Below are 26,204 nucleotides of genomic sequence, written 5' to 3'. Positions count from 1 at the left end.
TTGACGTGGCTTCACGTGCGGCCGAGGTCAGGCGTGGCCGCCAGCAGCGCACGGGTGTAATCGTGGGCGGGCTCCGCCGTCACCTGCCTGGCCGGACCCTCCTCCACGATCCTTCCTCGATGCATGACCACGATCCGGTCGGCGACGTGGACGGCCGTGGCCAGGTCGTGGGTGATGAGCAGGATGCCCAGCTCCCTGGTGCGGCGCAGTTCGCCGAACAGGCTGAGCACACCCGCTCTGACCGAGACGTCCAGCATCGAGACGGGCTCGTCGGCGATCAGGTAGGCGGGTTCGAGGACGAGGCTGCCGGCGATGGCGACCCGCTGGCGCTGTCCGCCGGACAGCTCGAACGGCCTGCGGTCGAGGAAGGACTCGACCGGGGTGAGCCCGACCGCCGTCAGCGCCTCGCGGACCCGCTCGTCGCGTTCGGCTCTCGGGACGCCGTGGATGGCCAGCCCCTCGGCGACGATGTCCCTGACCTGCTGGCGCGGGATCAGCGACTCGTAGGGATCCTGATAGATCATCTGGACGCGGCGGCGGAAGTCCTTGAGCCGCCTGCCCCGCAGGGCGGTGAGGTCGGTACCGTCCACGCTGACGCGGCCGGCACCCGGCTCCTGCATGCGGACCAGGCAGCGGGCCAGCGTGCTCTTGCCCGAGCCCGACTCGCCGACCAGCGCGACGATGGACCCCTTGCCGAGGGTGAGACCGACCCCGTCGAGGGCTGGGGCGGCCGGGGTCCGCCTGCGCGAAAGGATGCCGGACCCCAGCCGACGGCCGTAGGTGACGACGACGTCTTCGGCGACGAGGCTCACGCGACCACCTCCGCCAGGTGGCATGCGCAGGACCTGCCGCCGGCCAGTTGGAGCAGCGGTGGCGCGATGGTCGCGCACCGGTCCACCGCCTCGCCGCAGCGGGGCTGGAAGGCGCAGCCAGGCAGCGGCCCGTCGAGCCTGGGCGGCGCGCCGGGGATGGAGGTCAGCGGCCGCTCGCCGGCCAGGTCGGGTGTCGCGTCGACCAGGCGCCTGGTGTACGGGTGGCGAGGGCTGTGCACGATGTCGACGCACGGCGCGCTCTCCACGACCGAACCCGCGTACATCACGGCGGCCCTGTCGCACAGTCGCGGGACCAGCGCCAGGTCGTGGGTGACGAGCACGATGGCCAGGCCGAGCGAGTCGCTCAGCTGCCTCAGCAGGGTGACGATCTGGTCCTGCACGATCACGTCGAGCGCCGTGGTCGGCTCGTCGGCCAGCAGGATCCTGGGCCGGCACGACAGCGCGAGCGCGATGACCGCCCGCTGCCGCTGGCCGCCCGACAGCTCGTGCGGGTAGCGGGACACGGCGTCCTCCGGCAGGCCGACCAGGTCGAGCACCTCGCGGGCGCGTAGCCTGCCCTCCTGCCTGGAGCCGCCGTGGATGCGGACCGCCTCGACGATCTGGGCACCCACCCTGCGGACCGGGTTGAGCGCGTTCATCGCGCCCTGGAAGACCATCGCGATGTCGGTCCAGCGGTGCGGCCGCATCGTGGTCTCGCCGCCGGCCAGGATGTCGGTGCCGTCGAGCAGCACCTGCCCTGAGACGGTGGCGCTCGCGGGAAGCAGGCCCATCATGGCCAGCATGGTCGTGGTCTTGCCACAGCCCGATTCACCGACGAGGGCGATCCGCTCGCCTGGCGCGAGGTCGAGGCTGACCGCGCGCACCGCGCGCACAGGCGCGCCGCGGGTGGAGAAGGCGACCTCCAGGTCGCGGATGCTGAGCAGGCTCATCTGTTCACCACCTGGAAGTACGCGCGGGACACGTGCGCGACCTTGAGCCGGGGGTTGAGGGTGTCCTCGATCGACTGGGACACCCAGTAGCAGCACATGACGACGAGCGAGATGGCGATGCCGGGCGGCGCGAAGGCCCACCAGGCGCCCTGCGTCATCGCCGTCCGCTGGAACGCGAAGCGGATCATGGTCCCCCAGGTGATGGTGTCGGGATCGCCGAGGCCGAGGAAGGTGAGCGCGGTCTCGGTGAAGATCGCCAGCGCGATGGTGAGCGCGGCCATCGCGCTCAGCAGCGGCGCCAGCTGCGGCACCAGGAAGCGGACGATGACGCGCGCGTGGCTCGCGCCGAGCCCGAGGATGCGCCGGATGGCCGGCCGGTTCCTGAGGGAGGCGGTCTCCGCCCTGACGACACGGGCCGTGGACGTCCACAACAGCAGCGCGATCACCACGACGAGATGGCCGATGCTGCTGCCCCACACCGCCGCGATGACGATGCCGAGTGGCAGGGCCGGGATCACGATGGCGTAGTCGGTGATCCTCATGAGCAGCCCGTCGACCCAGCCGCCGAAGTAGCCGGCCACCACCCCGACGACGCCGCCGACCAGGATGGCGACCAGGGCCGCCGCCGCGCCGACGAACAGTGTCGGGCGGGTGCCGTACAGCAGGAGGCTGAGGACGTCGTGACCGCCGTCGTCGAGACCCAGCGGGTGGGCCGGCTCGGGCGGGCCGAAGACGGGGCCGACCTGCTCCGCCGGGTCGTACGGCGCGAGCCATCCGGCCAGCAGGGCGACCGCGGTGAGCAGCAGCAGGACGGCCACGCCCGCGGTGGCCCGCGGGTTGGCGCGCAGGCGTCTCATCGGGCCACCCGCGGGTCGAGCCGGACGTAGAGCAGGTCTGCCAGCAGGTTGAGGGTGACCACGGAGACGGTGAGCACGAGGAAGACTCCCTGCAGCATGGGGTAGTCGCGCTGGACCACCGCTTCGTACATGGCCCGGCCGACGCCAGGCCAGGAGAAGACGCTCTCCACCAGGATCGAGCCGCCGATGAGGCCGCCGAGCGAGAGCGCGACAAGTGTGGTGATGGGCAGCATGGCGTTGGGCAGCACGTGCCTGGTCAGCGTGCGGACGGGTCCGGCGCCGAGCGCCCGTGCCGTCAGCACGTGGTCGTCGCCGAGCGTCTCCATCATCGAGGAGCGCACCACCAGCGTGTACTGGCCGAACACGATGAGCGCGATGGTCATGGCCGGCAGAGTCATGTGCTTGACCAGATCGGCCAGGACCTCGGTGCCCGACGGGTCGATCAGGAACTCGTCGCGCATCCCCTGCGCGGGCAGGTAGCCGCCGAGCAGCAGGATCAGCAGCAGCCCGAGGAAGTGCGTGGGGACCGAGTAGAAGGCGATCGCGGTGTTGGTGCTGAGCCTGTCCACCCACCCGCCCCGGTACCAGGCCGCCAGCGCGCCGCTGACCAGGCCGAGCAGCAGGGCCAGCAGCAGCCCGATGGTGACCAGGGGCAGCGTGTTGGCGAACGCCTCGGCCAGACGGTCGACGACCGGTTCCTGCGTGGCGAAGGACACACCGAGGTCGCCGTGCGCCAGACGGCCGAGATAGATCCAGTACTGGTCCCAGAGCGGCAGGTCGAGGCCGAACTGCCGGCGGAGCGCGGCGGTCAGCTCCGGCGAGCCGCCGGGGACGCGTGACAGGTTCGCCACGGCGTCTCCCGGCAGCACGCGGAAGAGCAGGAAGTTCAGCGTCACCACCGCGTAGACGGTCACCAGGGTCGCCAGCAGGCGCCTGATCAGATGGCTGGTACGCGACACAGGTGATCCTCAGGAACCGGAGCCGGCCGACAGCAGGCCGAAGCGGGACTGCGAGTCGAGGATGCCGAGCGCGGAGGTGGCGAACCCGCTCCAGCTCTTGGTGTGGGCCTCGACGACGTCGTCGTAGTGCGTGATGACGTACGGCCGGGCGTCCTTGATCATCTTCTGCATCTGCCAGACGATCTCCTTGCGGGCTCCAGCGTCGACCGTGCTCGCCTGCCGCTCGTACATCTCGTCGTACTTCTTGTCGCAGTAGGCGGTGTCATTCCAGCTGCCCCACTGGTCACATGTCATGGCGTTGAGCAGGAAGTCGGGGTCACGCTGGGCGATCCAGCCCCACTGCGCGACGGTGTACTGGTCGTACTTCTTGTCCGTGCCCGTCATCTGGTCGAAGGCGGTGGCATTGTCGGCCGGTCGCGGCTTGAGCTGGACGCCGATCTTCTTGAAGTCCTCGGTGACGATCTGCAGGGCGCGTTCTCCCTCGCCACCCTCGACGTCGGGGATGATCACCTCGTACGACATCGGCTTGCCGTCGGCGACGCGGACGCCGTCCGGACCCGGTCGATAGCCGGCCTCGTCGAGCAGCGCGGCGGCACGGGTGAGGTCGAAGGCGTCGGGCGTGACCGACGGGTCGTACCAGTCGCCGCTCACCGGCGGGATGATGGAACCGCCCGGCGTGCCGAAGCCGAGGTATGCGACCTCGATGATGCGCTTCCTGTCGACCGCGGCCTCGAACGCCTCACGCACCTTCGGGTCGCGCAGCTCGGGGTGGGCCTTCTGGTGGGGGGACTGGTTGATGATGAGGTCGTGCATGCGGAAGCCGGGCTGTCGGGTCACGGTGAACCCGGCCTGCTCGACGGGCTTGGCCGCGGTGATGGGCAGCGGCGCCGCGTAGTCGATCCTGTTGGTCTTGAGCGCGTTCACCATGGCGTCGGGGCTGCTGAAGAACTGCAGGCCGAAGCCGGACAGCTTGGGCTCGTCGCCGTACCAGTGGGGGTTGGGCTCCATGAGCGCGATCTGGTCCTTGGTGTACTTGGCCAGCCGGAACGGTCCACCGGCGACCAGCGGCGCGGCGTTCGGGGTCTGCTTGAGCCGCATCCCGTCGCCGGTGGCGTGCTGCTGCCACACGTGGGCGGGGAGCACGGGGATCTTCACCAGGCGACCGAGCACGTTGGCCGTCGGCTTCTCGTAGGTGACGGCGACCTGGGTGGGGCTGGGGGCGGCGGCGCTCTTGACGTTCTTCACCGACCCGGCTTCCGAGGCGGTCGCGCCCTTGCGGTATTTCACGATCGTGTTGATGGTGAAGGCCACGTCGGCCGCGGTGAGGGGCTTGCCGTCCGACCACTTCGCGCCCGGACGCAGGTCGAACGTCCAGGTGAGGCCGTCGGGTGAGGTGGTCCACTTCGTCGCCAGGTCGCCTTCGAAGGCGCCGGAACCGGTGTACTGGACGAGGAACGGGTAGTTGTACCGGAAGATCATCGCGCAGGTCGTCCCGGTGGACGCGAACGGGTTGATCGAGTTACAGGTGAACGTGGTGCCGATCCGCAGCACGCCGCCGCCCTTCCCCACGGCAGAGGAGGCAGGGCTCTGACCACCGGAGCACCCCGCTACCAGGAGACCGACCAGGGACAACGCGGCGATCCGAGTCTGAGGTTTCACCGTCTTGCCTTCTTTCTCCGCGCCCACACGAGGCTCGGGCCGCACGCGAGGTCAAGGGCGTGGGCCGGGGCCGTACCCCGGCGGAGGCCATGTCGGCCTGGGGGATCACCGGGGCTCGTCGCGGGTTGGACAGCCAGTATATCGGTCTGCCGTTTCCCGACAAGCCCCCCTGTTATCGGCCCTACACAAAGGGCTTCCCGCGGTTCATCCCTTGCCGGGATCGCGACACGAGGCGTTAGCCGATATATTTGAAGGGTGCCCCTGCCGCTAGTGAAGTCAGCCAGGCGCTACACGAGCGCCCAGCAGTTCGCCTACGAGGAGCTGCGCAGCTGGATACTCAATGCAGTCCTGCAGCCCCACGAGGTCCTGCGTGACGTCGAGATAGCGAACTTCCTCGGCGTGAGCCGCACACCCGTGCGCGAGGCGCTGATCAGGCTCGGCCAGGAAGGGCTCGTCGAGGCCAGCGCCAGCCGGATGACTCGGGTCGCCGGTCTGCCCCTCGACCGGGCGCCCCACCTGTTCCAGGCCGGCGCGCCGCTCGACGCGCTGGCCGCCGAACTGGCCACGCCCCTGATGACCGAATCCGACCTGAACCTCATGGAAGGCCTGCTCGAGTCGATGGCCCGCACCACCGCTCCCGACCGGCTCAGCGCGCTCGATGAGGAGTTCCACCGGGTCTACTACCGCAGAGCCGGCAACCCGGTGCTGATCGAGATGCTCGAATCGCTCGACGAGCAGTTGCGCCGCATCGAGCGACACATCTGGGGCTACGTCCCCGTCCACGAGGAGGCCTACGAGGAGCACCGCGTCCTGCTCGCCGCGCTGCGCTCCGGCGACGCCAAGGCCGCGGCCGACGCGGCCCGCGCCAATTGGCTGCGTTCCTGGCAGCGCGGCGAGGAGCTGCTGAAGCCGGCATCCCAGGAGATGTGACGCGCGGACAGCCGCGTGCAAGGGCCTACGCGATCACTCGTCATCACTCGCTTGAGCAGGCCGACGAGGCATCGACGTTGATGCCGCCCGCAGTTCGCATCGAAGGGTCAGAGGGGCGAACCCCCTCATCTCCGCCCAGGTCGAAGGCCGCTTCTGAGCGATCAGAGGCGGCCTTTTCGTATCCGGGTGACTACGTGTCCTCGAATTTCCGGTCCATGGCTTCGGCTCCTTCGAGGTGCACCGGGCGCGGTCGCTTGCGGTACACGGTCTCGGTGACCGCCGTCGGGACCCTCGCCGGTGTTCAGGCGACGACATGCGGCACTTGCCAGAGCCGCGCGTGGTTCACGGTGCGGTGTACTGGTCGTGCTTGGCGTACAGCGCGGTCCATTCCTCGTCGCTGAGCCGGCGACCGGAAGCGACGATGTCGGCGAGCTCCCGGAAGTACGCCTCCCTGGGCGCACAATCTTGTGGATCCGAAGCCTCCAACCCGCCTGAAGATCTATCCGGGGGTCTTCAGGCATGTTTGCCACGTCAGGCGCGCTCGATCGGTACTACTGGGCCGAGCACGCGGTGGTGGTCTCAAACATGATCCACGCCATGGGGCCGCTCTCTTGGAGGCGGTGGCCGGAGGTGTGAAGGGCGCACTATGGTCATTTCGTGCTTCCTCTCGCCTCCGCTGATCCGAGCCAGATCGACTCCTACCAGCTGAGCGGCGTGCTCGGCCGGGGCGGGCAAGGGTCGGTGTACTTCGGAGAGAACGCCGACGGCGCCAAGGTGGCGGTCAAGGTGCTCCATGCGCAGGTGAGCGACGAGCAGGCGTATCGGCGGTTCATGCGGGAGGCGGAGGCCGCCCGGCGGGTGGCGCCGTTCTGCACCGCCCGGGTGCTGGATGTCGGGGTGGCCGATGGCCGCCCGTACATTGTGAGCGAGTTCATCGCAGGGCCCTCGCTGGAGCGGTTGGTGAAGGGCGAGGGTAAGCGCTTCGGCAGCGGGCTGGAACGGCTGGGCGTGGCCACCTTGACCGCGCTGGCCGCCATCCACCGGGCCGGGGTCGTGCACCGGGACTTCAAGCCGGGCAACGTGATCATGGGGGCCGAGGGGCCTGTCGTGATCGACTTCGGGATCGCCCGCGCCCTCGACCAGACCGCCACCAGCAGCGTGATGGGCACGCCCGCGTTCATGGCCCCCGAGCAGTTCGAGAGCGCGATGGTCGGGCCCGCGGCGGACCTGTTCAGCTGGGCCAGCACGATGGTGTACGCGGCCACCGGGCAGCAGGCATTCAAGGGCGACACGATGCCCGCCCTGATGTACGCGATCCTCACCGCAGAGTCGGACCTGTCGGGGGTGCCTGAGTCGCTGCGACCGCTGCTCGCGCGCTGCCTCGCCAAGGATCCTGCGGTACGCCCCGGCATCGAGGAACTGCTTGGCCTGCTGACCGGGCAGGAGGCCGGGGTGAGCGTGGCGAGGGAGATGGGCGCGTTGCCGACCCTCCCCGCGCCAGGCGGTCCGGCGCCCCAGCCCTCGGGCACGCTGCTCCTGCCCGACCCGGCCTCGGGCGCACAAGGCCCGGCGATACCGGTCTCAGGCCCGCACGGCCCGGCGATGCAGGGCCCCGGTATGCCGGGATCGGGCCCACAAGGCCCCGCGGTGCCGGGGTATGGGGTGGCCTGGCCTGGTCATGGGGGTCCTGGCGGCGCGCCGGTGATGGGCTTTCCCGGTGCGCAAGGTCCCGGATTCCAGGCGCGGGGGAGTGGGGTCCGGCCCGCCGCCCCGCAGCTGGCCGCCTCCGTGGTGACCATGGTCCTGATGGGCCTGCTCGCGCTCACCCTGTTCTTCAATGGCGTCGAGGTCTTTGTCGTCGAGGCGATCATGCCCAGGTCGATCATGATCAGCATGGCCTTGCTGATTCTGGTGGTTCCCGCCTTCTGTGTGGCCGTGTGGCGGCACAGCGTGGCCTCGGCGATCAGCATGGGGCTCGTCATCCCGCTGGCGTTGCTGTTCTTGGCCTGGGGGCTGGTTCTGCCCGGCGAAGACGACATGCCAGGTGTGCTGCTCGCGATCATCCCCGCCCTGCTGCTCGGTCTGGTGATCGCGGCGGCCTCGCTCCTGCTGTGGCGGTTGGGCCCCGTGGCAGCGATAACCGGCGGGATCGGGGGCCTGCTGCTGTCGCTGGAGACCCTCACGCACCTCGCCGCCATGCTGATGGACGGCTCGATCTCCGTCCTGAGGTACACGATTGTCATCACCACCAGGTTCACGCTCGGCGCGTGGGCGCTGGTCATCGGGATTCTGCTGGTGGTGCGGGCCGTACAGGGGAGAAACAGGTCACATCGCGAGCCGGTCGCTCGCTGACGGCTGCCTTCTCGCACGTACAGCCTGAGCCACCACGAGCCCGGCGGCGGCCAGTGCCCACATCACGATGGCCAGCCGTCCGAGCGCCTCTGCGCGAACGCTCCAGAGCGGGACCCCGCAGTCCGCCCAGTCCTACGCCAAGATCACCCCCGCTACGCTGACCAAGGCCTATGACAAATGCTGGCTACTTCGCCCGCAACGTCCGAACCATCGAAGTCCTTCTCGACCGCGACGCCGTCACCTCCGAGGCCGCGGCCGGTGGGGAGGCCTGGCAGAAAGGCAACCTGCAACGCATGTCGATGAGCATCCCGCTCACCGACGAGGAACGCGCTGCAGTAGACGATGGCCAGGCTGCGCTGGATCAGCTGCTCGACCGCCTGGCCGACGTGCCGACCCCTTCCGGTCCCACACCTCGACAACTCGCCATCCCGCCCGGCACAGCACTTCTGCCGATCATCACGATCACATGAGGATGCGGTCGAAGTCACCCAATGCCACAGTTCGATCCCATGACCCTGCTGAACCTTGTCGTCGAGTTCGGCCTCACCGGGCAGGTCGGTCCGCTCCACTGCGGCATGCCCCTGGATCAGGCCGAGGAAATCCTCGGCCCTGGACGGCCCCACCCTGCCATCGTGATGAAGGGGCACGACCTCGACGGATATCCCTACTCGTGGGGCAGTCTGGACCTGGTCGTCACCCAACAATCCGTCAGCGGCATCTGGATTCGGCTCCGGGCAGGCTCCAACGCACACCTGCCCTCGATCGTCCTGCCGGACTCCCACTCCCACTCAGCTACCGTGCGCCGCGAGGCATTCGTCTCCGCGCTGGAAGTCAGCGGCTGCGCACACGAGGTCGAGCAGAGCCTGACATTCGGGACCCAGTTCAGCATCCGAACCCAGCCCGCCGACGTCTGCGCGGTTTTCTTCCCATCACGCAAGGATGAGCACGTGACGGACCGCGAAGGCCTCTATCTCGGAGTGATCCACAAGCACATCGCTTGACATCGCTGGTTCCACATGAAGATCAAAATGATCAAGCGGCAGATGTCCGGGCGAGCTGGGACCGCGCTCCTCCGCAAGCGCATCCTGCTCATGGCCATGGTGACGTTGTCCTGTGACACCGAACCTTGCGTTCGTGCCATCGAAGGTTGGATGGGTCTGAGAGCTTGTTGAGATCGCCGGCGTACGGTCTCATGGACCGCAACGAGGGGCATCACCGAGATGAGCGGGGCAGGCATGGAGGGACGCATCGAGAAGGCCAAGCTGTCCTATGAGCATGCTGTCTTCGTCGGCGATGTCGGTGAGCTGGCAGCGGCGGAGCGGGAGCTGGACAAGCTCGAAGCCGATCTCGCTGTGGCACGGGGACGGATCTTGCACGCGCGGTTCCTCGATGACCGGCGCGAAGACCCACGTGAGCTGGCGCTGTTCGAGCGTGCGACACACCTGTACCGGACGCTGGGTGATGCCGCGGGCGAGGCGGATTCAGTGTTCTGGGAAGGCTGTTTCCACCAGGTCGTACGGAGCGACCCCGACCGCGCCGTTCCTCTCCTTGAGCAGTCGTACGACTTGGCCACTGCGGCAGGCGACCGATACACCCAGTGGGAAGTGCTCCGGCACCTGGGGATCGCGGACCATGCCGCGGGCCGGCTGGACGCCGCCCGGGAGCATTTGGAGGCATCGGTACGGCTATGCCGGGAGCTCGGGCTGCTGGCTGCTGTCGCCGCCAACCAGGTAGGGCTGATCTACATCGCCGCCGCGCAGGGGCGACGGGACGACGCGGTGGCGCTGGCCGCAGAGGCGTACGCCACCGCCGAGGGGTGCGGGGCCCGCCGCATCATGCGGCAGGTCGCGGAGGCGCGTATCCAGACCATGGCGCCGGACACCGATCATGGCGAGACCCACGATCGGAGCGCACCTTGAGCCGCTGAAGCCTCGATGTCGCAAGCTCGAGGTTCGTTGTCACCGGACAGAAGTGACGTGAGAGCCGTTGCGATCACGAAATGTGGGCCAGAACCCAGTTTTCACGCGTCGACACAACCGTGAGTGCCGCGCTGGACTCCCTCTTCGTCACCTCGCTGGCCGGTGCCGCCGCCCGCGCTGGCTGTTCGGCCTGGGCGCGGCTGGCGGCCGGCCCGCTCGGACGCGCCCGCCCGCGACCCCCTCTGGTCGCGCGACCACGTCCATTCGATTGCGCAAGCTGCTGCACATCAACCGTTGGAGGTATGTAGGCGCAACATGCGCGGGTCCAAGCAGATAGCCTGCTACTCAGGCAACCCGCCCGCAATGGCGGCCTGGATGAGCGCGGTGCTGACCCATTCCTGGTCAATGGCTTTGCTGTTGTCGCGGCGAAGTATCGGCTCCGCAGCTGGCCGGCCGTGGCATAGCGCCCTCACCAGTGAGTGGACTGCCGAAGGCACCGGGTATGCGACGAAGTCGTCATGACTGGTGTGGATCACGATGACTAGGTGCTCGCGGTCGCCGTCGGCGACGAGGCGAAAGTCCTGCGGCGCGACGGTGGCCAGTACGTCGACGCAGGCGCCTGTCGCCTCCAGCAGCGCGACCGCGGCCGCCTCGGTCGATCGGCCGTCGGCTGCCAGCCGTGCGATACCGCGACGCAGCAGCCGGCGTTCGTCCCGAGTGAATCCTCCGCTCGTGCCGCTGTTGCTGTCCTCGGCGGCTTTTGCAGCGCGTTGAGAGGTTCGAAGAGCCCCGCTTCGCCAAGCGAAGGCATACAGCGAGGTGAGAATGGCGCGCTTCCTCGTAACCGTCGCGTTCGCCAATGGCCTGGACACGCCCTGGCCTCCCGCGAGCCCACCGGCGAGCGCCGCGCAGTAATGATCCACTTCGGCCCCGGTGACGGCGAGCAGGCCGAGAGCCGGCTCGGCGGCGTGCAACCAGCGCAGGAATGCGGCTACCACTCGCAAGCGGGTCTTCCTCAGACCGTGAGAGGGGGCGCTCTGCAGCCATGCAGTTACCGTCTGCCGACTGAGTTCATCCAAGGCGTCGACCACGTCGATGTCCGCACCGTTCACCGTGCCGCCACCAGGACTGCGACGCGGCCGCAGCCCGGGAATCCGCCCGATGCGGAAGTCCTGACGATGGCATTGGGCATCTCCGGAGAGCCGGGCACACCACGCTGGCGCATGTCAGGTAGACCAGTCATGATGTTGATCATCTCACGGGCGAATGCCGCATAGAGCGCCTCCAGCCTCATCATCGCGTGGCGGCTTGACCTGCGTGGATGGAATTCTCGGCATGCGCAGGGTTCTCCACGAGTACTCCCATGCCGGCTGAACTGCGTGGATTAGCTTTTCGGCAGGCGCAATGGCGGGCGAAGGGCCGGATGCGTCGAGGTTCGCCTGCGGGCGCCTCGAGCCGGCCAGTCCAGGGACGGCGCTCGGCCAGCCGGACGCGACCGACCCGCTCCAGTGCGCTGGTCGGGAATCGACCGGGGCGTGGTGGTGTCGGCCGCGGCGTCGATCGGCGTAGCTGTGCCGCCACGGCCGCGTCGGTTGATGGCAGCAAACCTTGACCGCGCCCCGCGACCGCGTACCGCTGACCTGACCGCTCCCCGCCCCGTTACGCCGTCCACGCAGGTGGGGAGCGGCGGGTCGGGTCAGTGGCGGGTGCGGATCATCTGCTCGTTCATGATGAGGAAGGCCCCCAGCCCGTGGAAGTCGTTGGCCGGTCTGGCCCGGTTGTAGTAGTAGCTGAGCACGTCGTCCACGTTGGTGCCTTCGCTGATGTCCACGATGTTCGTGCGCCCGTCCGAGCCCACCGACACCTTGCGCAGCACGCCCTCGTACCCGCGGTCGGCGTTGACCTGGTAGGAGGCGTCGACGTAGCCGCGCTCGACCGAGCGGGAGATCGTGTAGGTGTACATGGCCGAGCATGAGGTCTCGGTCCAGTTGGCGGAGTCGCCGGGTTCGGTGACGACCTGGAACCATCGGCCGGTGGCCGGGTCCTGCGAGTGGGCGTAGGCGGGCACCAGCTGGCGCAGCATGTCGATCAGCGCCTGCCGCCGCGGGTGGTCGGCCGGGATGATCTCCAGGATGTCGATGGCCGCCATGCCGAACCAGCCGATCGCCCGGCACCAGGAGATGCCGTTGGTGTTGCCGAGCGAGGGCTTCACCCACGAGGCGGTGGGCTCGCCCGGCTCGTCGTAGGCGTGGTAGAGCAGGCCATTGCTCCGCCGCAGGTGGCTGAAGTAGACCTCCATCTGCTTGGCCGGTTCGGTGCGGGTGAAGGTGTCGGCCGCGACCCAGGCGCCGTAGCGGGCCAGGAACGGGTTGACCATGAACACGCCGTCGGCCCACAGCTGGTCGATCCGGCTGGAGGAGGTGGAGTGCCACCAGCCGCCGTCGGAGGTCCGCGGATAGGTGTTCAGCCGGTTCCTGATCTTCGCGGCGGCGGTGCGGTAACGCGACTGGCCGGTCTCCTTGTACAGAGCCAGCAGGACGTTGCCTGACTGCATGCTGTCGAGGTTGTTGAAGCTGTTGGAGATGTTGCCGGAGGAGTCGACGAAGCGGTCAGCCCAGTCCTTGATGTACTGCAGGTAGCGGGGGTCGCCGGTGCGCTGCCAGACGAGGTACTGCCCCCACAGGTACAGACCTCGGGTGTAACCCCAGCCGCCGAGCGTGCCGGGGGAGTAGCGGGCCATGGTCGACTCGACCACGGAGACGGACCAGTCGGGCCCGCTGGGCGTGCCCACGGTCAGCGCGTCGAGGTTGGGGCCGCCGTTGGCAGTGGTGGCCGTCGCGCGGATGGTGTTGGCGCCGGCGTTCAGCGGCGCGTCGGCGCTCACCTCGCGCCACGAGGTCCAGGCACCTGTCCCGGGGAACGAGACGGTGCGTAACGGCGTGCCGTTCACCGTGATGGCCATCGGCCGGTCGGCGGTGGTGCCGTTGGCGAAGCGGAAGGTCAGCGGGGTCGTCTCCGCGGCGGTCGCGTCGACGGTGAACTCGACGTAGGAGCCGATGAGGTTGTCGTAGTTGACGAAGCCGGTGCCGGTGTAACCGACGTGGTTGGACTCGACGACGCCCTGGGAGATCGTGGCGTTCTCGGCCTGGTGGACGGTGGCCGCTTCGGAAGCGGCGGGCACCGGCTGGAGCAGCAGGGCGGCGGTGGCGATCACCGCCAGGGTTCTGGTGAACACGGTGAAGTCTCCTCGTACCGGTGAGACATCCCATGTCTCACCGGCTCTGCGCAGGGGAGGGTGAGGTCTCCCGGGCCACTGGAGGCTGCGAAGTCCGGGAGACAGATCCAATCTTTCGCCAGGAGAGATCTACCTATGAGATACAGCAACTGTTTGCAGGAGTCCAGAGTCTGCTAACACATCGGATCTCTGTTCCGGTCGACCGAGATACGAGTTAGGAAAGCTTCCTAAAAAATGGACCGCTCCATATCCTGAAATCTGTTGACGGTTGTGACTTTTTGTGGGAACACGGGGAAAAGCTCCAATCTTTCGCCACCCCGCTTCAAGGAGCGCCATGAACTTACGTCGGTCCCGGGCAGCCTGTGCCATCCTGCTCGCCGCCGGGACGCTCACCGCCTTGACCGATACGGCGGCCCACGCCGCTCCCACCCGCTACGAGGCCGAGAACGCCACGATCTCCCAGGGCGTCGTCGAGTCCAACCACGCGGGCTACTCCGGCACCGGCTTCGTCAACGGCGACAACGTCGCCGGCTCCTACGTCGAGTGGACCGTCACCGCCCCCGCGGCAGGCACCGCTACCCTCGCTCTCAGGTACGCCAACGGCACCACCGCCAACCGGCCCAGCGACATCTCCGTCAACGGCGCGCTGGTCGCCGACGACCGCGCCTTCAACCCCACCGGCGCCTGGTCCACCTGGGCCACCAGCACCCTCACCGCGCCGCTGCAGGCGGGCACCAACAAGATCCGCGCCACCGCGGCAGGGGCGGGCGGCAACCCCAACTGGGACTCCCTGGACGTGGAGGTCGCCGCCCCCAGCACCGACTACCAGGCGGAGAGCGCCACCATCTCGCAGGGCGTGGTCGAGTCCAACCACCCGGGCTTCACCGGTTCCGGCTTCGTCAACTACGACAACGTGGTGGGCTCCTCCGTGGAGTTCACGGTCAGCGCCGCGACGGCGGGGCCGCAGACGCTGAAGTTCCGCTTCGCCAACGGCACCACCACCAACCGGCCGATGAGCATCACGGTGAACGGCGGCGCCGCCGTCAACCAGGACTTCCCCGGCACCGGCGCCTGGTCGACCTGGCAGGAGGCCTCGGTCACGGCCACGCTGAACGCCGGCGCCAACACCGTCAGAGCGACCGCCGCCACCGCCAACGGCGGGCCGAACCTCGACCGGCTCAGCGTCACGGGACCCGGCGACACCGAGAAGCCGACGGCGCCTGGCCAGCCGTCCTGCAGCGAGATCACCCACAACAGCCTCAAGCTCGACTGGGGTCCCTCGACGGACAACATCGGCGTCGTCGCCTACGACATCTTCCACCTCGGCACCCAGATCGGCACCGCGCCCGCTCCGCCGTACACGCTGACGGGGTTGAGCCCGGACTTCGCCTACCAGATCTCGGTGTTCGCCAGGGACGCCTCGGGCAACGTCTCGGCCAGCAGCCCCGAGGTGAGCTGCCGCACCCAGCCGGCGCCGGCGGACGACCCGCCCAGCCAGCCTGGCCAGCCGACCGTGTCGGGCGTGCAGCCGACGCAGGCGAGCGTCACCTGGGGCGCCTCGACCGACGACAACGGCGTCACCGCCTACCGCATCGTCGACCAGACCAACGCCCTGCTCAAGGAGGTCACCGGCACGCCGCCCGCCACCACCACGACAGTGCCACTGGAGTGCAACAAGACCTACCAGTTGCGGGTGATCGCGCGTGACACCGCGGGACAGCTGTCCACGCCGAGCACGGCCGGCGCCGCCTTCACCACCGGCGGCTGCGGCACCGTGCCGCAGACCCCGACCACCGTCGTGGGCGGCTGGGACGTGCCCTGGGACATCTCCTGGGCCCCCGACGGCAGCTTCGCCCTGGTGACCGAGCGGGACACCTTCCGGGTCTTCAAGGTGACCCCGAGCGGCACCAAGACGCAGGTCGGCACCGTGCCCAACAGCCAGACCACCGACGGCGAGGGCGGCCTGATGGGCGTGGCCATGTCGCCGACCTGGAACGGCGGCAGCGACCAGGAGGTGTTCTTCATGCACACCTCCTCGGAGGGCAACCGGGTGGCGAAGATGAGCTTCAACGGCACCACGTTGTCCGGCTACACCTCGATCCTTCAGGGCATCGCCAAGAACCGGTACCACAACGGCGGCCGGATCAAGTTCGGCCCCGACGGCTACCTGTACGTCACCACCGGCGACGCCCAGCAGACCAGCAACGCGCAGAACCTCAACTCGCTCAACGGCAAGATCCTGCGCATCGCCAAGACCGGCGCCGCCGCTCCCGGCAACCCGTTCAACAGCCGCGTCTACACCTACGGTCACCGCAACCCGCAGGGCATCGCCTGGGACTCGGCGGGCCGCCTGTGGTCCTCCGAGCTGGGCAACTCCTCGCGCGACGAGCTCAACCTCATCCAGGCGGGCAAGAACTACGGCTGGCCGCAATGCGAGGGCAACTGCAGCGTCTCCGGCATGACCAACCCGAAGTACACCTGGAGCGTCTCGGAGGCCTCGCCGTCCGGCATCGCGATCGTCAACAACACGATCTTCATGGCGGCCCTGCGAGGGCAGCGCCTGTGGCGGATCGTGCTCAACGGCGAGAGCGTCTCGACGGTCAACTCCTACTTCAACGGCACGTACGGCCGGTTGCGCGCCGTGGAGAAGGTGCCGGGCGCGAGCGCGATCTGGTTCGGCTCCACCAACTCCGACAACAACGGCAGCGGCGCGGCCGACGTGATCCGCCGCTCCGCCATCCAGTAACCGCCCCAGCCCCCCGCCCGGCGGCGCGCGCGACCCGCGCCGCCGCCGGGCGGGTCACCCCCCGAGCGGAGCATCCGGTGACGACACCCTCACGACGTGACCTCTTCAAGGTCGCGGGCCTGGCGGGCGGCGGCGCGCTGCTGCCGCCCCGCACGGCTTCAGCGGCATCGGCCACGGCAGGCGCCGCCTCCCCCTGGGACCAGGTGCCGGAGATCCTGGCCAGGATCGTGCCGCCGACCTTCCCCGACCGCACGTTCACCATCACCGACTACGGCGCCAAGCCGGACAACACCACCGACTGCACGCCCGCCTTCCGCAACGCGATCGCCGCCTGCAACGCGGCAGGCGGCGGCACGGTGCTGGTGCCAGGCACGGGCCGCTTCCGCACCGGGAAGATCCACCTGCTGTCGAACGTCCGCCTGCACGTCGAGGCGGGAGGCACCGTCCGCTTCCGCTCCGACGCGGGCTCGTACCTGCCGAACGTCTTCACGCGCTGGCAGGGCATCGAGTGCTACAACTACTCGCCGTTCATCTACGCGCGCGGCCAGACCAACATCGCGCTCACCGGCCAGGGCACCATCGACGGCAACGCCGCCGCAGGGCCGTGGTTCGGCTTCGACTCCCAGCGCGGACCGGACTGGGAGCGCCTGCAGGAGATGGCCGTCGACGGCGTGCCGGTCGACCAGCGTCAGTTCGGCGACGGCCACTACCTCAAGCCGAACATGGTCCAGCTGTACGGCTGCGCCAACATCCTCATCGAGGACCTGGACATCAGGAACCCCGCGATGTGGACCGTCCACCCCGTCCTGTCGCGGAACGTCACCGTCAGGCGGATCAAGATCTACAGCCGGGGCGCCATGGTGGACGGCGTCGACCCCGAGTGCTGCTCGGACGTGCTCATCGAGAACTGCTCCTTCGACACCGGCGACGACGGCACCGTCATCAAGTCCGGCCGCGACACCGACGGCCGCCGCGTCGGGGTCCCGTCGGAGAACATCGTCATCCGCGGCAACAAGTACTACGGCCGTTGGGGCGCCGTCACCGTCGGCAGCGAGATGTCCGGGGGAGTGCGCAACGTCTTCGCCGAGGACAACCAGATCTTCCCCGGCTCCGGCTATCGGTCGTTCTACGCGCTCTATCTGAAGACCAACAACCGCCGCGGCGGCGTGGTCGACGGCGTGCACGTGCGCGGCCTGACCGGCGGCCCGTGCGACCGCGGCGCCTTCTACGTCGACATGAACTACAGCCTGACCGGGCCAGGCCACGGCCCCATCGTCAACCCGGTGATCCAGAACCTCACGGTCGACCATCTCGACATCGCCGACTCACCGTTCGCGATCAAGCTCTCCGGCTCCCCGGCCAGTCACGTCAGGAACGTCACGATCTCCAACAGCACCTTCACCGCCATCGACACGCCGGCCCCGCAGCTCAGCAACGCCGACAACGTGCAGCTGCACAACGTCAGGATCAACGGCACGCTGTACGGCACGCCGCCGAACGCCACCCGCTACGAGGCCGAGAACGCCACCATCTCCCAGGGCGTGGTGGAGTCCAACCACGCCGGCTACTCCGGGACCGGCTTCGTCAACTACGACAACCTCGTCGGCTCCTCCGTCGAGTTCACCGTCACCGCCGCCGCGGCGGGCACCGCCACGCTGGCCTTCCGCTTCGCCAACGGCACCACCGCCAACCGTCCGATGGACATCGCCGTCAACGGCGCGGTGGTGGCCGCGAACAAGGCCTTCAACGGCACCGGCGCCTGGACCACCTGGCAGACCACCACCGTCTCGGCCCAGCTCGCGGCCGGAACCAACACGGTCAGAGCGACGGCCACCACGGCGAACGGCGGCCCGAACCTCGACCACCTGGAGGTGACGGCATGACCGGCGACGTTCAGGGGCACCGCCAACGGCGGGCCTGACCTCGACAAGATCACTATCGGATAGGACCCATGGAACTGTCACGTCGCCAGCTCGCACTGCTCGCCGGCACCGTCGCCGCCACGCCCTTCCTGCCCGCCCGCCCGGCGCTCGCGGCTCCCACCCTGCTGCCGCCCGGCATGACCTGGCGGCTGCTGTGGTCGCCGTCGGCGAGCGCCGACGGCATGGGGGCGTGGGAGACCGTCGAGGACGACCGCGCCGACTCCCATCCCGCAGGGCAACCGCACATCTACCCGGAGGGGAACAACTACCGCTTCGTCATGCACACGGTCGACCGCGACACCAGCACCGACAGGCAACGCCAGGAGGTGACGGGCAACCGTACCTCCAGCAGCAGCTACCTGCAGTGGAAGGCAGGCGAGCTGTGGCGCGTGACGTACTCGATGTTCATCCCGAGCACCCTCAAGGCCACCACCAGCTTCACCCACATCTTCCAGACCAAGATGCCGGGCACCGGCAGCCTGCCGATCACGGTCACCTCCCTGCGGCAGGTCAACGGCGCCCAGACCATCGAGCACAAGATCCACCAGGTCGACATCCTGGTCGCGCGGACCGACCTGGTGCCGCTGCACGACAAGTGGATCGACATCGACTACGAGATCAGGATCGGCGACGGCTCGTCGGGGGCGGTGCGCTGGGTGGTCAGGAGCGGCGGCACCACGATCGTGGACGCGACGAAGACGGGAGTGGACACCTTCCTCGGCGACCGGGTCCGCCCCAAGTGGGGCATCTACCGGTCGCTGGGCGACACGTCCGGGTCGCTGCAGAACTGCCACCTGCTGCTGACGAACCTGAAGGCCTACCAGGCCGTGCCGGGAGGCGGCGGCACCACCCGCTACGAGGCCGAGAACGCGAGGATCTCCCAGGGCGTCGTTGAGTCGAACCACGCGGGTTTCTCCGGCACGGGCTTCGTCAACGGCGACAACGTGGCGGGCAGCTACACCGAGTGGACGGTCAACGGCGTCGTCGGGGCGGCCACGTTGCGGGTGCGGTACGCCAACGGCACCACCACCAGCCGTCCGGCCACGATCGCGGTCAACGGCAGCACCGTCACCCGGGACTTCCCCGGTACCGGCGCGTGGTCGACCTGGGCGACCGCGTCCCTGCCGGTGACGCTCAACGCCGGTAGCAACGTGATCCGGATCACCGCCACCACCGCCAACGGCAACCCCAACCTGGACTACATCGAGGTGACCCAATGACCGGGGACACGCCCTCGAGGCGGGAAGTCCTGCGCGCCGCCGTACTCGCGACCGGCGCGGTCGCGCTCGCCGGCCTGGCGCCGGCCAGAGCCGATGCCGCTGCCGCCGCGTCGCCGTGGGACGAGGTGCCGGAGATCCTGGCCCGCATCGTCCCGCCCACCTTCCCCGACCGGACGTTCGACATCACCGCCTACGGCGCCGTCGGCGACAACAGCACGGACTGCACCGCCGCCTTCCGCGACGCGATCGCCGCCTGCAACGCCGCCGGCGGCGGCCAGGTGCTGGTCCCCGCCGGCACCTTCCGCACCGGGAAGATCCACCTGCTGTCGAACGTGAACCTCAGCGTCACCGGCACCATCCGTTTCCGCACCGACCCCGGCTCCTACCTGCCGAACGTGTTCACCCGGTGGGAGGGCATCGAGTGCTACAACTACTCGCCCTTCATCTACGCCGACGGCAGGACCAACATCGCCATCACGGGCACCGGCACCATCGACGGCAACGCCCCGGCGGGGGAGTGGTCGTCATGGGGCGGCGGCGGAGCCGACCGCGACCAGCTCCGCGCGTGGGGCGCGTCGGACTACCCGGTCGAGCGGCGCCAGTTCGGCGCGGGACACAAGCTGCGCCCCAACATGATCGGCCTCTACAACTGCACGAATGTCCTTGTCGAGGGCCTCAACCTGCGTAATCCGGCCATGTGGACGTTACACCCGGTCTACTGCGCCAACGTCACGGTCAGGAACGTCACCTTCTACAGCACCAACTCCCAGGGCGACGGCTGCGACCCCGACTCCTGCACCGACGTGCTCATCACGGGCTGCAGATTCAACACCAACGACGACTGCGTCCCGGTCAAGTCCGGCCGCGACCGCGACGGCCGCCGCGTCAACCGGCCCTCGCAGAACATCGTGGTCCAGAACTGCAAGTTCTCCGGCCGCTGGGGCGGCATCACCATCGGCTCGGAGATGTCGGGCGGCGTGCGCAAGGTCTTCGCCGAGGACTGCGCCTGCAACGCCGCCGACTTCCCCGGCCGCTACCCGGTCAAGTACGCGCTGTACGTCAAGACCAGCTTCAACCGCGGCGGCTACGTCGAGGACGTGCACCTGCGCCGCTTCACCGGCCGCAACCTCGAACGCGACGCCGTCTACATCACGATGAACTACGAGACGTCCGGCAGCATCCCGCCGACGGTGCGCAACTTCTCCGTCGACGGCATGACGGTCAGCGGGGGCCGTTCCGCCTACAACCTCGACGGCCGCTCCGCCCAGCACATCCAGAACGTGACGATCTCCAACAGCACGTTCACCGGCATGACCAACGCGGGCAACATCGCGAACTACGTGGACAACCTCCAGCTGATCGGCGTGTCGTACAACGGCCGCGACATCTCCAACACCACCCCGCCGGGCACCCGCTACGAGGCAGAGAACGCGACGATCTCGCAAGGGGCGGTGGAGTCCAACCACGCGGGCTTCTCCGGCACGGGCTTCGTCAACGGGGACAACGTGGCGGGCAGCTACACCGAGTGGACGGTCTCCGGTGTCGCCGGGGCGGCGACGTTGCGGGTGCGGTACGCCAACGGCACCACCACCAGCCGTCCGGCCACGATCGCGGTCAACGGCAGCACCGTCACCCGGGACTTCCCCGGTACCGGCGCGTGGTCGACCTGGGCGACCGCGTCCCTGCCGGTGACGCTCAACGCGGGCAGCAACGCGATCCGGATCACCGCCACCACCGCCAACGGCAACCCCAACCTGGACTACATCGAGGTGGCCCCATGAGCCCCAAGCGCCTGGCCTGGCTCGCGGTCCTCCTCCTGGCCGCCCAAACACTGACCGCGCCGCCCGCGGCCGCGCTCGCCGAGTTCAACGTGCGCGACTACGGCGCCACCGGCAACGGCGGCACCAACGACGACGACGCGATCGACCGCGCCATCAACGCCGCCAGCGCGGCCGACGGCGGCACCGTCGTCTTCCCCTCCGGGACCTACCGCTCCCGCACCATCCACCTGAAGAGCGACGTCACCCTCCGCCTGGACTCCGGCGCGACGGTCAAGGCGGCGGCGAGCGGCATGGACGCCCCCGAGTCCAACCCGTACGACGCCTACCAGGACTTCGGCCACAGCCACTTCAACAACTCGCTGTTCGTCGGCAGGAACGTCAGCAACGTGCACTTCACGGGTGCCGGCACCATCGACGGCGACGGCAACCTGTCCACCAGCAACTCCCCGCCGTCAGGCGCGGGCAACAAGGCCATCGCGCTCACCGAGTGCGCCGACGTCAGCATCACCGGCATCTCGATCCGCCGCGGCGGCCACTTCATGGCGCTGCTGAACGGCTGCCACGACGTGCTGATCGACAACCTCAGGACGTACTACGCCGAGAACGGCGTCCGCGACGGCATCAACCTGATCAACAGCTGGAACGTCACCGTGCAGAACAGCCGGATCGAATCCAGCGACGACGCGATCGCGCTGAAGAGCGACTACGCCCTCGGCCACACCTACACCAGCCAGAACGTCCGGGTGCGCGACACGACCGTGTACTCCCACGAGAACAACGCGCTGCAGTTCGGCTCGGAGACCTGCGGCAACTTCCGCGACATCCGCTTCGACGACATCACCGTGCTGGGCGGGGGCAAGGCGGGCATCGGCATCGTCTCCATGGACGGCGCGATCATCGAGGACGTCCACTACACCGACATCTCGCTGACCAAGACCACCACGCCCATCTTCATGAAGATCGGCGAACGCAAACGCTGCCCGGGCTCGCCGCCCGCCGGCCGGATCAGGAACATCCACCTCACCAACGTGACCGGCACGAACCTGACGGCACCCGAGCCGTCGGGCACCACCGGCGGCTCCGAGCTGACCAGCACCATCACCGGCACGCCCGCCGTCGACATCGGCCCCGACATCACGCTGGACGGCGTCAGGCTGACCGTCCCCGGCGGCCACCCCGCCTCCGACGCCACCCGCGTGCCCGGCGAGTTCCCCACCACCTATCCGCCGCGCGACTACGGCACCCGCCCCTCGTTCGGCATCTGGGCCCGCCACGTCCAGGGGCTGTCGATCAAGAGCGAGATGCGCTTCGACAGCAATGACAACCGCCCGGCGTTCATCGTCGACGACGGCTCGAACGTCCGCCTCGACGTGATCGCCCAGCGCGGCTCCGGCAGCGCCTACGACGTCGGCGTCAGCGGCATCAGCGGCTACGCGGTGACCGGCGCCAACACCACCGGCGGCGCGCTGCGGGTGCGTGCCACGAACTCCACGCCCGTCCCCGGCAACCCCGTCAGCCTGTACGGCGAGGCCGAGTCGGGCACCGTCACCGCCCCCATGCAGACCCTGCAGGACCCGGCCGCGTCCGGCGGCTCCTACGTGAGCGTCGCCCCCGGCAACAACAGCCAGACGGCGGCCCCGCCGACCGGCCACGCCACGCTCACCTTCGCCGTGCCCGACCCCGGCACGTTCACGGTGTGGGCCAGGGTGATCACGCCCACGACCAGCGACGACTCCTTCTGGGTGCGCTCCGACGGCGGCTCCTGGACGAGCTGGAACGGCATCCCGCTCGGCTCGGCGTGGCACTGGGCCCGCCTGCCCGTCACCTACGACCTGAACGCGGGCACGCACACCGTCACCTTCGCCTACCGCGAGGACGGCGCCCGCCTCGACCGGGTGGCCATCTCCAGCGACCCGGCCTTCACCCCGTCCGACGGCCCGCCGCCCACCGTCTACGAGGCGGAGAACGCGACGATCTCGCAGGGCGTCGTCGAGTCCAACCACGCCGGCTACACCGGCACCGGCTTCGTCAACGGCGACAACATCGCCGGCTCCTACGTCGAATGGACGGTCAACGCGGCCGCCGCGGGCACCGCCACCCTCACCCTGCGGTACGCCAACGGCACCACCGCCAACCGCCCGATGGACGTCGCCGGCACCCTCGTCGACTTCCCCGGCACCGGCGCGTGGACCACCTGGTCGACCCGGAGCATCACCGTTCCCCTCACCGCGGGCGCCAACCTGATCAGGGCCACCGCGACCACCGCCAACGGCGGACCGAACCTGGACCACCTCGCCGTCACCGGCCCGTAACAGGAGGCCGCACATGTCCCGTGCGCCGCGCGCGGCGCTGCTCGCCGTGCTCACCCTCGTCCTCGGCATGCTGGTCGCCCCCCCGGCCCGCGCCGAGCTGCAACACCCGCGCCAGGCCTTCCTGCGCTCCTCGATCGGCGGCCTGTTCCTGCACTGGGGCATGCGTACCTCGCCCCAGCACACCAGCTGCAGCGCGTGGGAGTCGGCGGTCACCGGCGGCGGCTGGAACGCCGGCTACTGGGTGCAGGAGGCCAAGAAGCTGCACACCCAGTACATCGTGCTGGCCACCTTCCACTCCCGGCTCGGCTACGCCCGGCCGTACCCGAGCGCCGTCCCCGGCTCCTGCCGTACCTCCAGGGACTTCCTCGGCGAGCTCATCGACGCCGCGGACGCGCAGGGCCTGAAAGTCATCCACTACATGACCGACGACCCGCAGTGGTGGAACGAAGGGCTGCCCTCCGGCCAGTCGTGGCTGAACTCCTCGGCCTACTCCGCCTACAAGGGCCACAGCGTCGACCTGCACACGCGCGACGGCTTCGGCGAGTTCAGCTACGACCTGTTCGTCGAGCAGATGGCGCGCTATCCGAAGCTCGCCGGGTTCTGGATCGACAACGACAACGCCTACTGGGAGCGCAACGGGCTGTACGAGCGCATCCGCGCCGAGCGGCCCGACATGACGCTGTCGAACAACAACGAAGACACGCCGATCATGGACATGATCAGCAACGAGCAGAAGACGGGGATGACGCCGAGCTACGACTACCCGCAGGCGGTCTACACCGCGGCGCCCCGGCTCATCGAGGCCGACTTCAAGCTGCCCACCAACGGGCCCTGGTGGTACGGCGGGTCGGACCAGGCCGTCGACTACCGGCTGACGCTCGGCCGGCTCATCACCAACGCGGGCTCGTCGGTCAAGGCGCTGATGGCCGAGACGCCGATGAAAGCCGGGCGCATGCCGCCCGCTCAGGAGACGTTCAACACCTTCGCCAACGGCTACCTGGAGGCGATCTGGGAGTCGCTCAACGGCACCGAGGGCGGCGGCTACATGTACGGCGGCCTCGATCCCGGCTTCTGGAACAGCGGCGCGCACGGCGTCACCATGATCAGCAAGGCCAATCCGAACCTGCACTACGTCCACGTCATCACCCGCCCGTCGGGCAGCACGCTGTCGCTGCGCGACAACGGCTACAAGATCACCTCGGTGACGAACCTGCGCACCGGGGCGCCGGTGAGCTTCACCCAGGACGGCGGCACGCTGACGCTCAGCGGGATCTCCTCGTGGGACCAGTACGACACCGTCTTCAAGGTCGTCTCCAGCGGCAGGGAAGGCATCTACACCGGCGTCACGATGTCCGCCTCGGCGTCGGCGAGCGGCCACCCCGCCGCGCACGCCGGTGACGGCGACTACCTGACGTACTGGGACGCCACCTCGGCGAGCACCGTGTCCCTGCATTTCGACCTCGGATCCCCCCGTCCCGTCCGCTACATCGGGATCAATCAGCGCGAAGACTCCACCACCTATCCGGCCAGCGGCTCGGCGCGCATCAACGGCTACCGCGTCTACGTCAGCGACGACGGCACCACCTGGGGCAGCCCGGTCAAGACCGGCAACCTGCCCAACCACCGCGGCGTGCAGATCATCGACATCCCCGCCACCACCGCCAGGCACGTGCGGCTGGAGAAGACCAGCAGCCACGGTGTCGCCAGGCTGCGCGTGGACGAGGCCTGGGTCGGCGGTGCCTACCCGGGCGGCGGCGGGCAACCACCGCAGAACCGGCACGAGGCGGAGAACGCCACGATCTCGCAGGGCGTCGTGGAGTCCAACCACGCCGGCTTCTCCGGCACGGGCTTCGTCAACGGCGACAACGCCGCCGGCCCGTACGTCGAGTGGACCGTCAACGCCGCCACCGCGGGCGACGCCACGCTGAGGTTCGGCTACGCCAACGGCACCACTGCCGACCGGCCGATGGACATCACGGTGAACGGCGTTCGGCTGGGCAGCCTGCCGTTCCCCGGAACCGGGGTGTGGACCGACTGGCGGCAGGCCGGCGTCGAGGCCGCCCTGGCCGCGGGCGCCAACACGATCAGGGCGACCGCCACGACCGCCGGCGGCGGGCCGAACCTCGACTACCTCGACGTCGAGGCGGCAGGACCCGCGCCCACCGACTACCAGGCCGAGGACGCGACGATCTCGCAGGGCGTCGTGGAGTCCAACCACGCCGGGTTCACCGGCACCGGCTTCGTCAACTACGACAACGTCGCCGGCTCCTCCGTGCAGTTCACCGTAAGCGCGGCCACGGCCGGCACCCACGAGGTGAAGCTCCGCTTCGCCAACGGCACCACCACCGACCGGCCGATGGACCTCACGGTCAACGGGGGAGCGGCCACGAACGTGAGCTTCCCCGGCACGGGCGCCTGGACGACCTGGGTGGAGAAGACCGTGACCGTCTCGCTGGCCGCGGGGGCCAACACGATCAGGGCCACCGCCACCACCGCGAACGGCGGGCCCAACCTCGACCGGATCAGCATCGGCTGAAGGAGGACGCGTTG

The 26,204-nt window shown here is 69.0% G+C and carries 18 protein-coding genes; 11 read left to right on the top strand and 7 right to left on the bottom strand.

The features are described from left to right. Window positions 1–11: 11 nt before the first annotated feature. The 5 genes from ACFSKW_RS28905 to ACFSKW_RS28885 are packed head-to-tail and all read right to left on the bottom strand — an operon-like array spanning window position 12 to window position 5,237. Complete coding sequence (locus tag ACFSKW_RS28905; RefSeq protein ID WP_379575615.1) at window positions 12–812, bottom strand: ABC transporter ATP-binding protein; 801 nt, start codon at window positions 810–812, stop codon at window positions 12–14. Continuing rightward, window positions 809–1,762 carry an ABC transporter ATP-binding protein gene (locus ACFSKW_RS28900; RefSeq protein ID WP_379575614.1) on the bottom strand — a complete coding sequence of 318 codons (954 nt, stop codon included), beginning with the start codon at window positions 1,760–1,762 and terminating at the stop codon, window positions 809–811. The genes ACFSKW_RS28905 and ACFSKW_RS28900 overlap by 4 nt, the downstream gene beginning before the upstream one ends. Next, the gene (locus ACFSKW_RS28895; RefSeq protein ID WP_379575613.1) at window positions 1,759–2,619 is read right to left on the bottom strand and encodes an ABC transporter permease; all 861 of its coding nucleotides are present in this window, start codon (window positions 2,617–2,619) and stop codon (window positions 1,759–1,761) included. Before ACFSKW_RS28895 ends, ACFSKW_RS28900 begins: the two co-directional genes overlap by 4 nt. After that, window positions 2,616–3,578 carry an ABC transporter permease gene (locus ACFSKW_RS28890; RefSeq protein WP_379575612.1) on the bottom strand — a complete coding sequence of 321 codons (963 nt, stop codon included), beginning with the start codon at window positions 3,576–3,578 and terminating at the stop codon, window positions 2,616–2,618. The genes ACFSKW_RS28895 and ACFSKW_RS28890 overlap by 4 nt, the downstream gene beginning before the upstream one ends. A 9-nt stretch (window positions 3,579–3,587) precedes the next feature. Continuing rightward, a complete protein-coding gene (locus ACFSKW_RS28885) occupies window positions 3,588–5,237 on the bottom strand; it encodes an ABC transporter substrate-binding protein (protein ID WP_379575611.1) in 1,650 nt (549 codons plus the stop codon). Between the two features lie 255 nt (window positions 5,238–5,492). On the opposite strand from ACFSKW_RS28885, the gene ACFSKW_RS28880 reads away from it, so the two are divergent. The 5 genes from ACFSKW_RS28880 to ACFSKW_RS28860 all read left to right on the top strand — a co-directional run bounded on the left by ACFSKW_RS28880 (window position 5,493) and on the right by ACFSKW_RS28860 (window position 10,438). Next, on the top strand, window positions 5,493–6,167 hold the full coding sequence (locus tag ACFSKW_RS28880; RefSeq protein WP_379575610.1) for a GntR family transcriptional regulator: 675 nt from the start codon (window positions 5,493–5,495) through the stop codon (window positions 6,165–6,167). Window positions 6,168–6,824: 657 nt separating this feature from the next. Beyond that, complete coding sequence (locus ACFSKW_RS28875) at window positions 6,825–8,519, top strand: serine/threonine-protein kinase (RefSeq protein WP_379575609.1); 1,695 nt, start codon at window positions 6,825–6,827, stop codon at window positions 8,517–8,519. A 170-nt stretch (window positions 8,520–8,689) separates the two neighbouring features. Further along, window positions 8,690–8,989, top strand: a complete 300-nt coding sequence (locus ACFSKW_RS28870) for a hypothetical protein (RefSeq protein ID WP_379575608.1) — start codon at window positions 8,690–8,692, stop codon at window positions 8,987–8,989. 39 nt (window positions 8,990–9,028) lie between these two features. Then, window positions 9,029–9,520: a hypothetical protein gene (locus ACFSKW_RS28865; RefSeq protein WP_379575607.1), complete on the top strand. Its 492-nt coding sequence runs from the start codon at window positions 9,029–9,031 to the stop codon at window positions 9,518–9,520. A gap of 234 nt (window positions 9,521–9,754) precedes the next feature. Then, window positions 9,755–10,438 (top strand): hypothetical protein, encoded by a 684-nt coding sequence (locus ACFSKW_RS28860; protein WP_379575606.1) that lies wholly within the window; start codon window positions 9,755–9,757, stop codon window positions 10,436–10,438. Between the two features lie 341 nt (window positions 10,439–10,779). Here ACFSKW_RS28860 and ACFSKW_RS28855 read toward each other — a convergent pair whose 3' ends face one another. Together ACFSKW_RS28855 and ACFSKW_RS28850 are read right to left on the bottom strand one after the other, a co-directional pair. Continuing rightward, the gene (locus ACFSKW_RS28855; RefSeq protein WP_379575605.1) at window positions 10,780–11,550 is read right to left on the bottom strand and encodes a hypothetical protein; all 771 of its coding nucleotides are present in this window, start codon (window positions 11,548–11,550) and stop codon (window positions 10,780–10,782) included. 584 nt (window positions 11,551–12,134) lie between these two features. After that, complete coding sequence (locus ACFSKW_RS28850) at window positions 12,135–13,673, bottom strand: glycoside hydrolase family 88 protein (protein ID WP_379575604.1); 1,539 nt, start codon at window positions 13,671–13,673, stop codon at window positions 12,135–12,137. 334 nt (window positions 13,674–14,007) lie between these two features. Between ACFSKW_RS28850 and ACFSKW_RS28845 the strand changes: the two genes are divergently transcribed. From ACFSKW_RS28845 to ACFSKW_RS28820, 6 genes are all read left to right on the top strand, one after another. Beyond that, a complete protein-coding gene (locus ACFSKW_RS28845; RefSeq protein ID WP_379575603.1) occupies window positions 14,008–16,419 on the top strand; it encodes a PQQ-dependent sugar dehydrogenase in 2,412 nt (803 codons plus the stop codon). A 77-nt stretch (window positions 16,420–16,496) separates the two neighbouring features. Then, window positions 16,497–18,302 (top strand): glycosyl hydrolase family 28 protein, encoded by a 1,806-nt coding sequence (locus ACFSKW_RS28840; RefSeq protein WP_379575602.1) that lies wholly within the window; start codon window positions 16,497–16,499, stop codon window positions 18,300–18,302. 68 nt (window positions 18,303–18,370) lie between these two features. Further along, window positions 18,371–19,561 carry a carbohydrate-binding protein gene (locus ACFSKW_RS28835; RefSeq protein ID WP_379575601.1) on the top strand — a complete coding sequence of 397 codons (1,191 nt, stop codon included), beginning with the start codon at window positions 18,371–18,373 and terminating at the stop codon, window positions 19,559–19,561. Further along, entirely contained in the window at window positions 19,558–21,342 is a 1,785-nt protein-coding gene (locus ACFSKW_RS28830; protein ID WP_379575600.1) for a glycosyl hydrolase family 28 protein, read from the top strand. The genes ACFSKW_RS28835 and ACFSKW_RS28830 overlap by 4 nt, the downstream gene beginning before the upstream one ends. Then, window positions 21,339–23,654: a glycosyl hydrolase family 28 protein gene (locus tag ACFSKW_RS28825; RefSeq protein WP_379575599.1), complete on the top strand. Its 2,316-nt coding sequence runs from the start codon at window positions 21,339–21,341 to the stop codon at window positions 23,652–23,654. The genes ACFSKW_RS28830 and ACFSKW_RS28825 overlap by 4 nt, the downstream gene beginning before the upstream one ends. Window positions 23,655–23,667: 13 nt before the next feature. Beyond that, the gene (locus ACFSKW_RS28820; RefSeq protein ID WP_379575598.1) at window positions 23,668–26,190 is read left to right on the top strand and encodes a CBM35 domain-containing protein; all 2,523 of its coding nucleotides are present in this window, start codon (window positions 23,668–23,670) and stop codon (window positions 26,188–26,190) included. Window positions 26,191–26,204: the final 14 nt, after the last annotated feature.

Source organism: Nonomuraea mangrovi (assembly GCF_042681425.1).
In the GTDB taxonomy this organism is placed as follows: Bacteria; Actinomycetota; Actinomycetes; order Streptosporangiales; family Streptosporangiaceae; genus Nonomuraea; species Nonomuraea mangrovi.
Note: the sequence above shows the minus strand (reverse complement) of the source record. Positions and strands in the feature narration are given on the sequence as shown.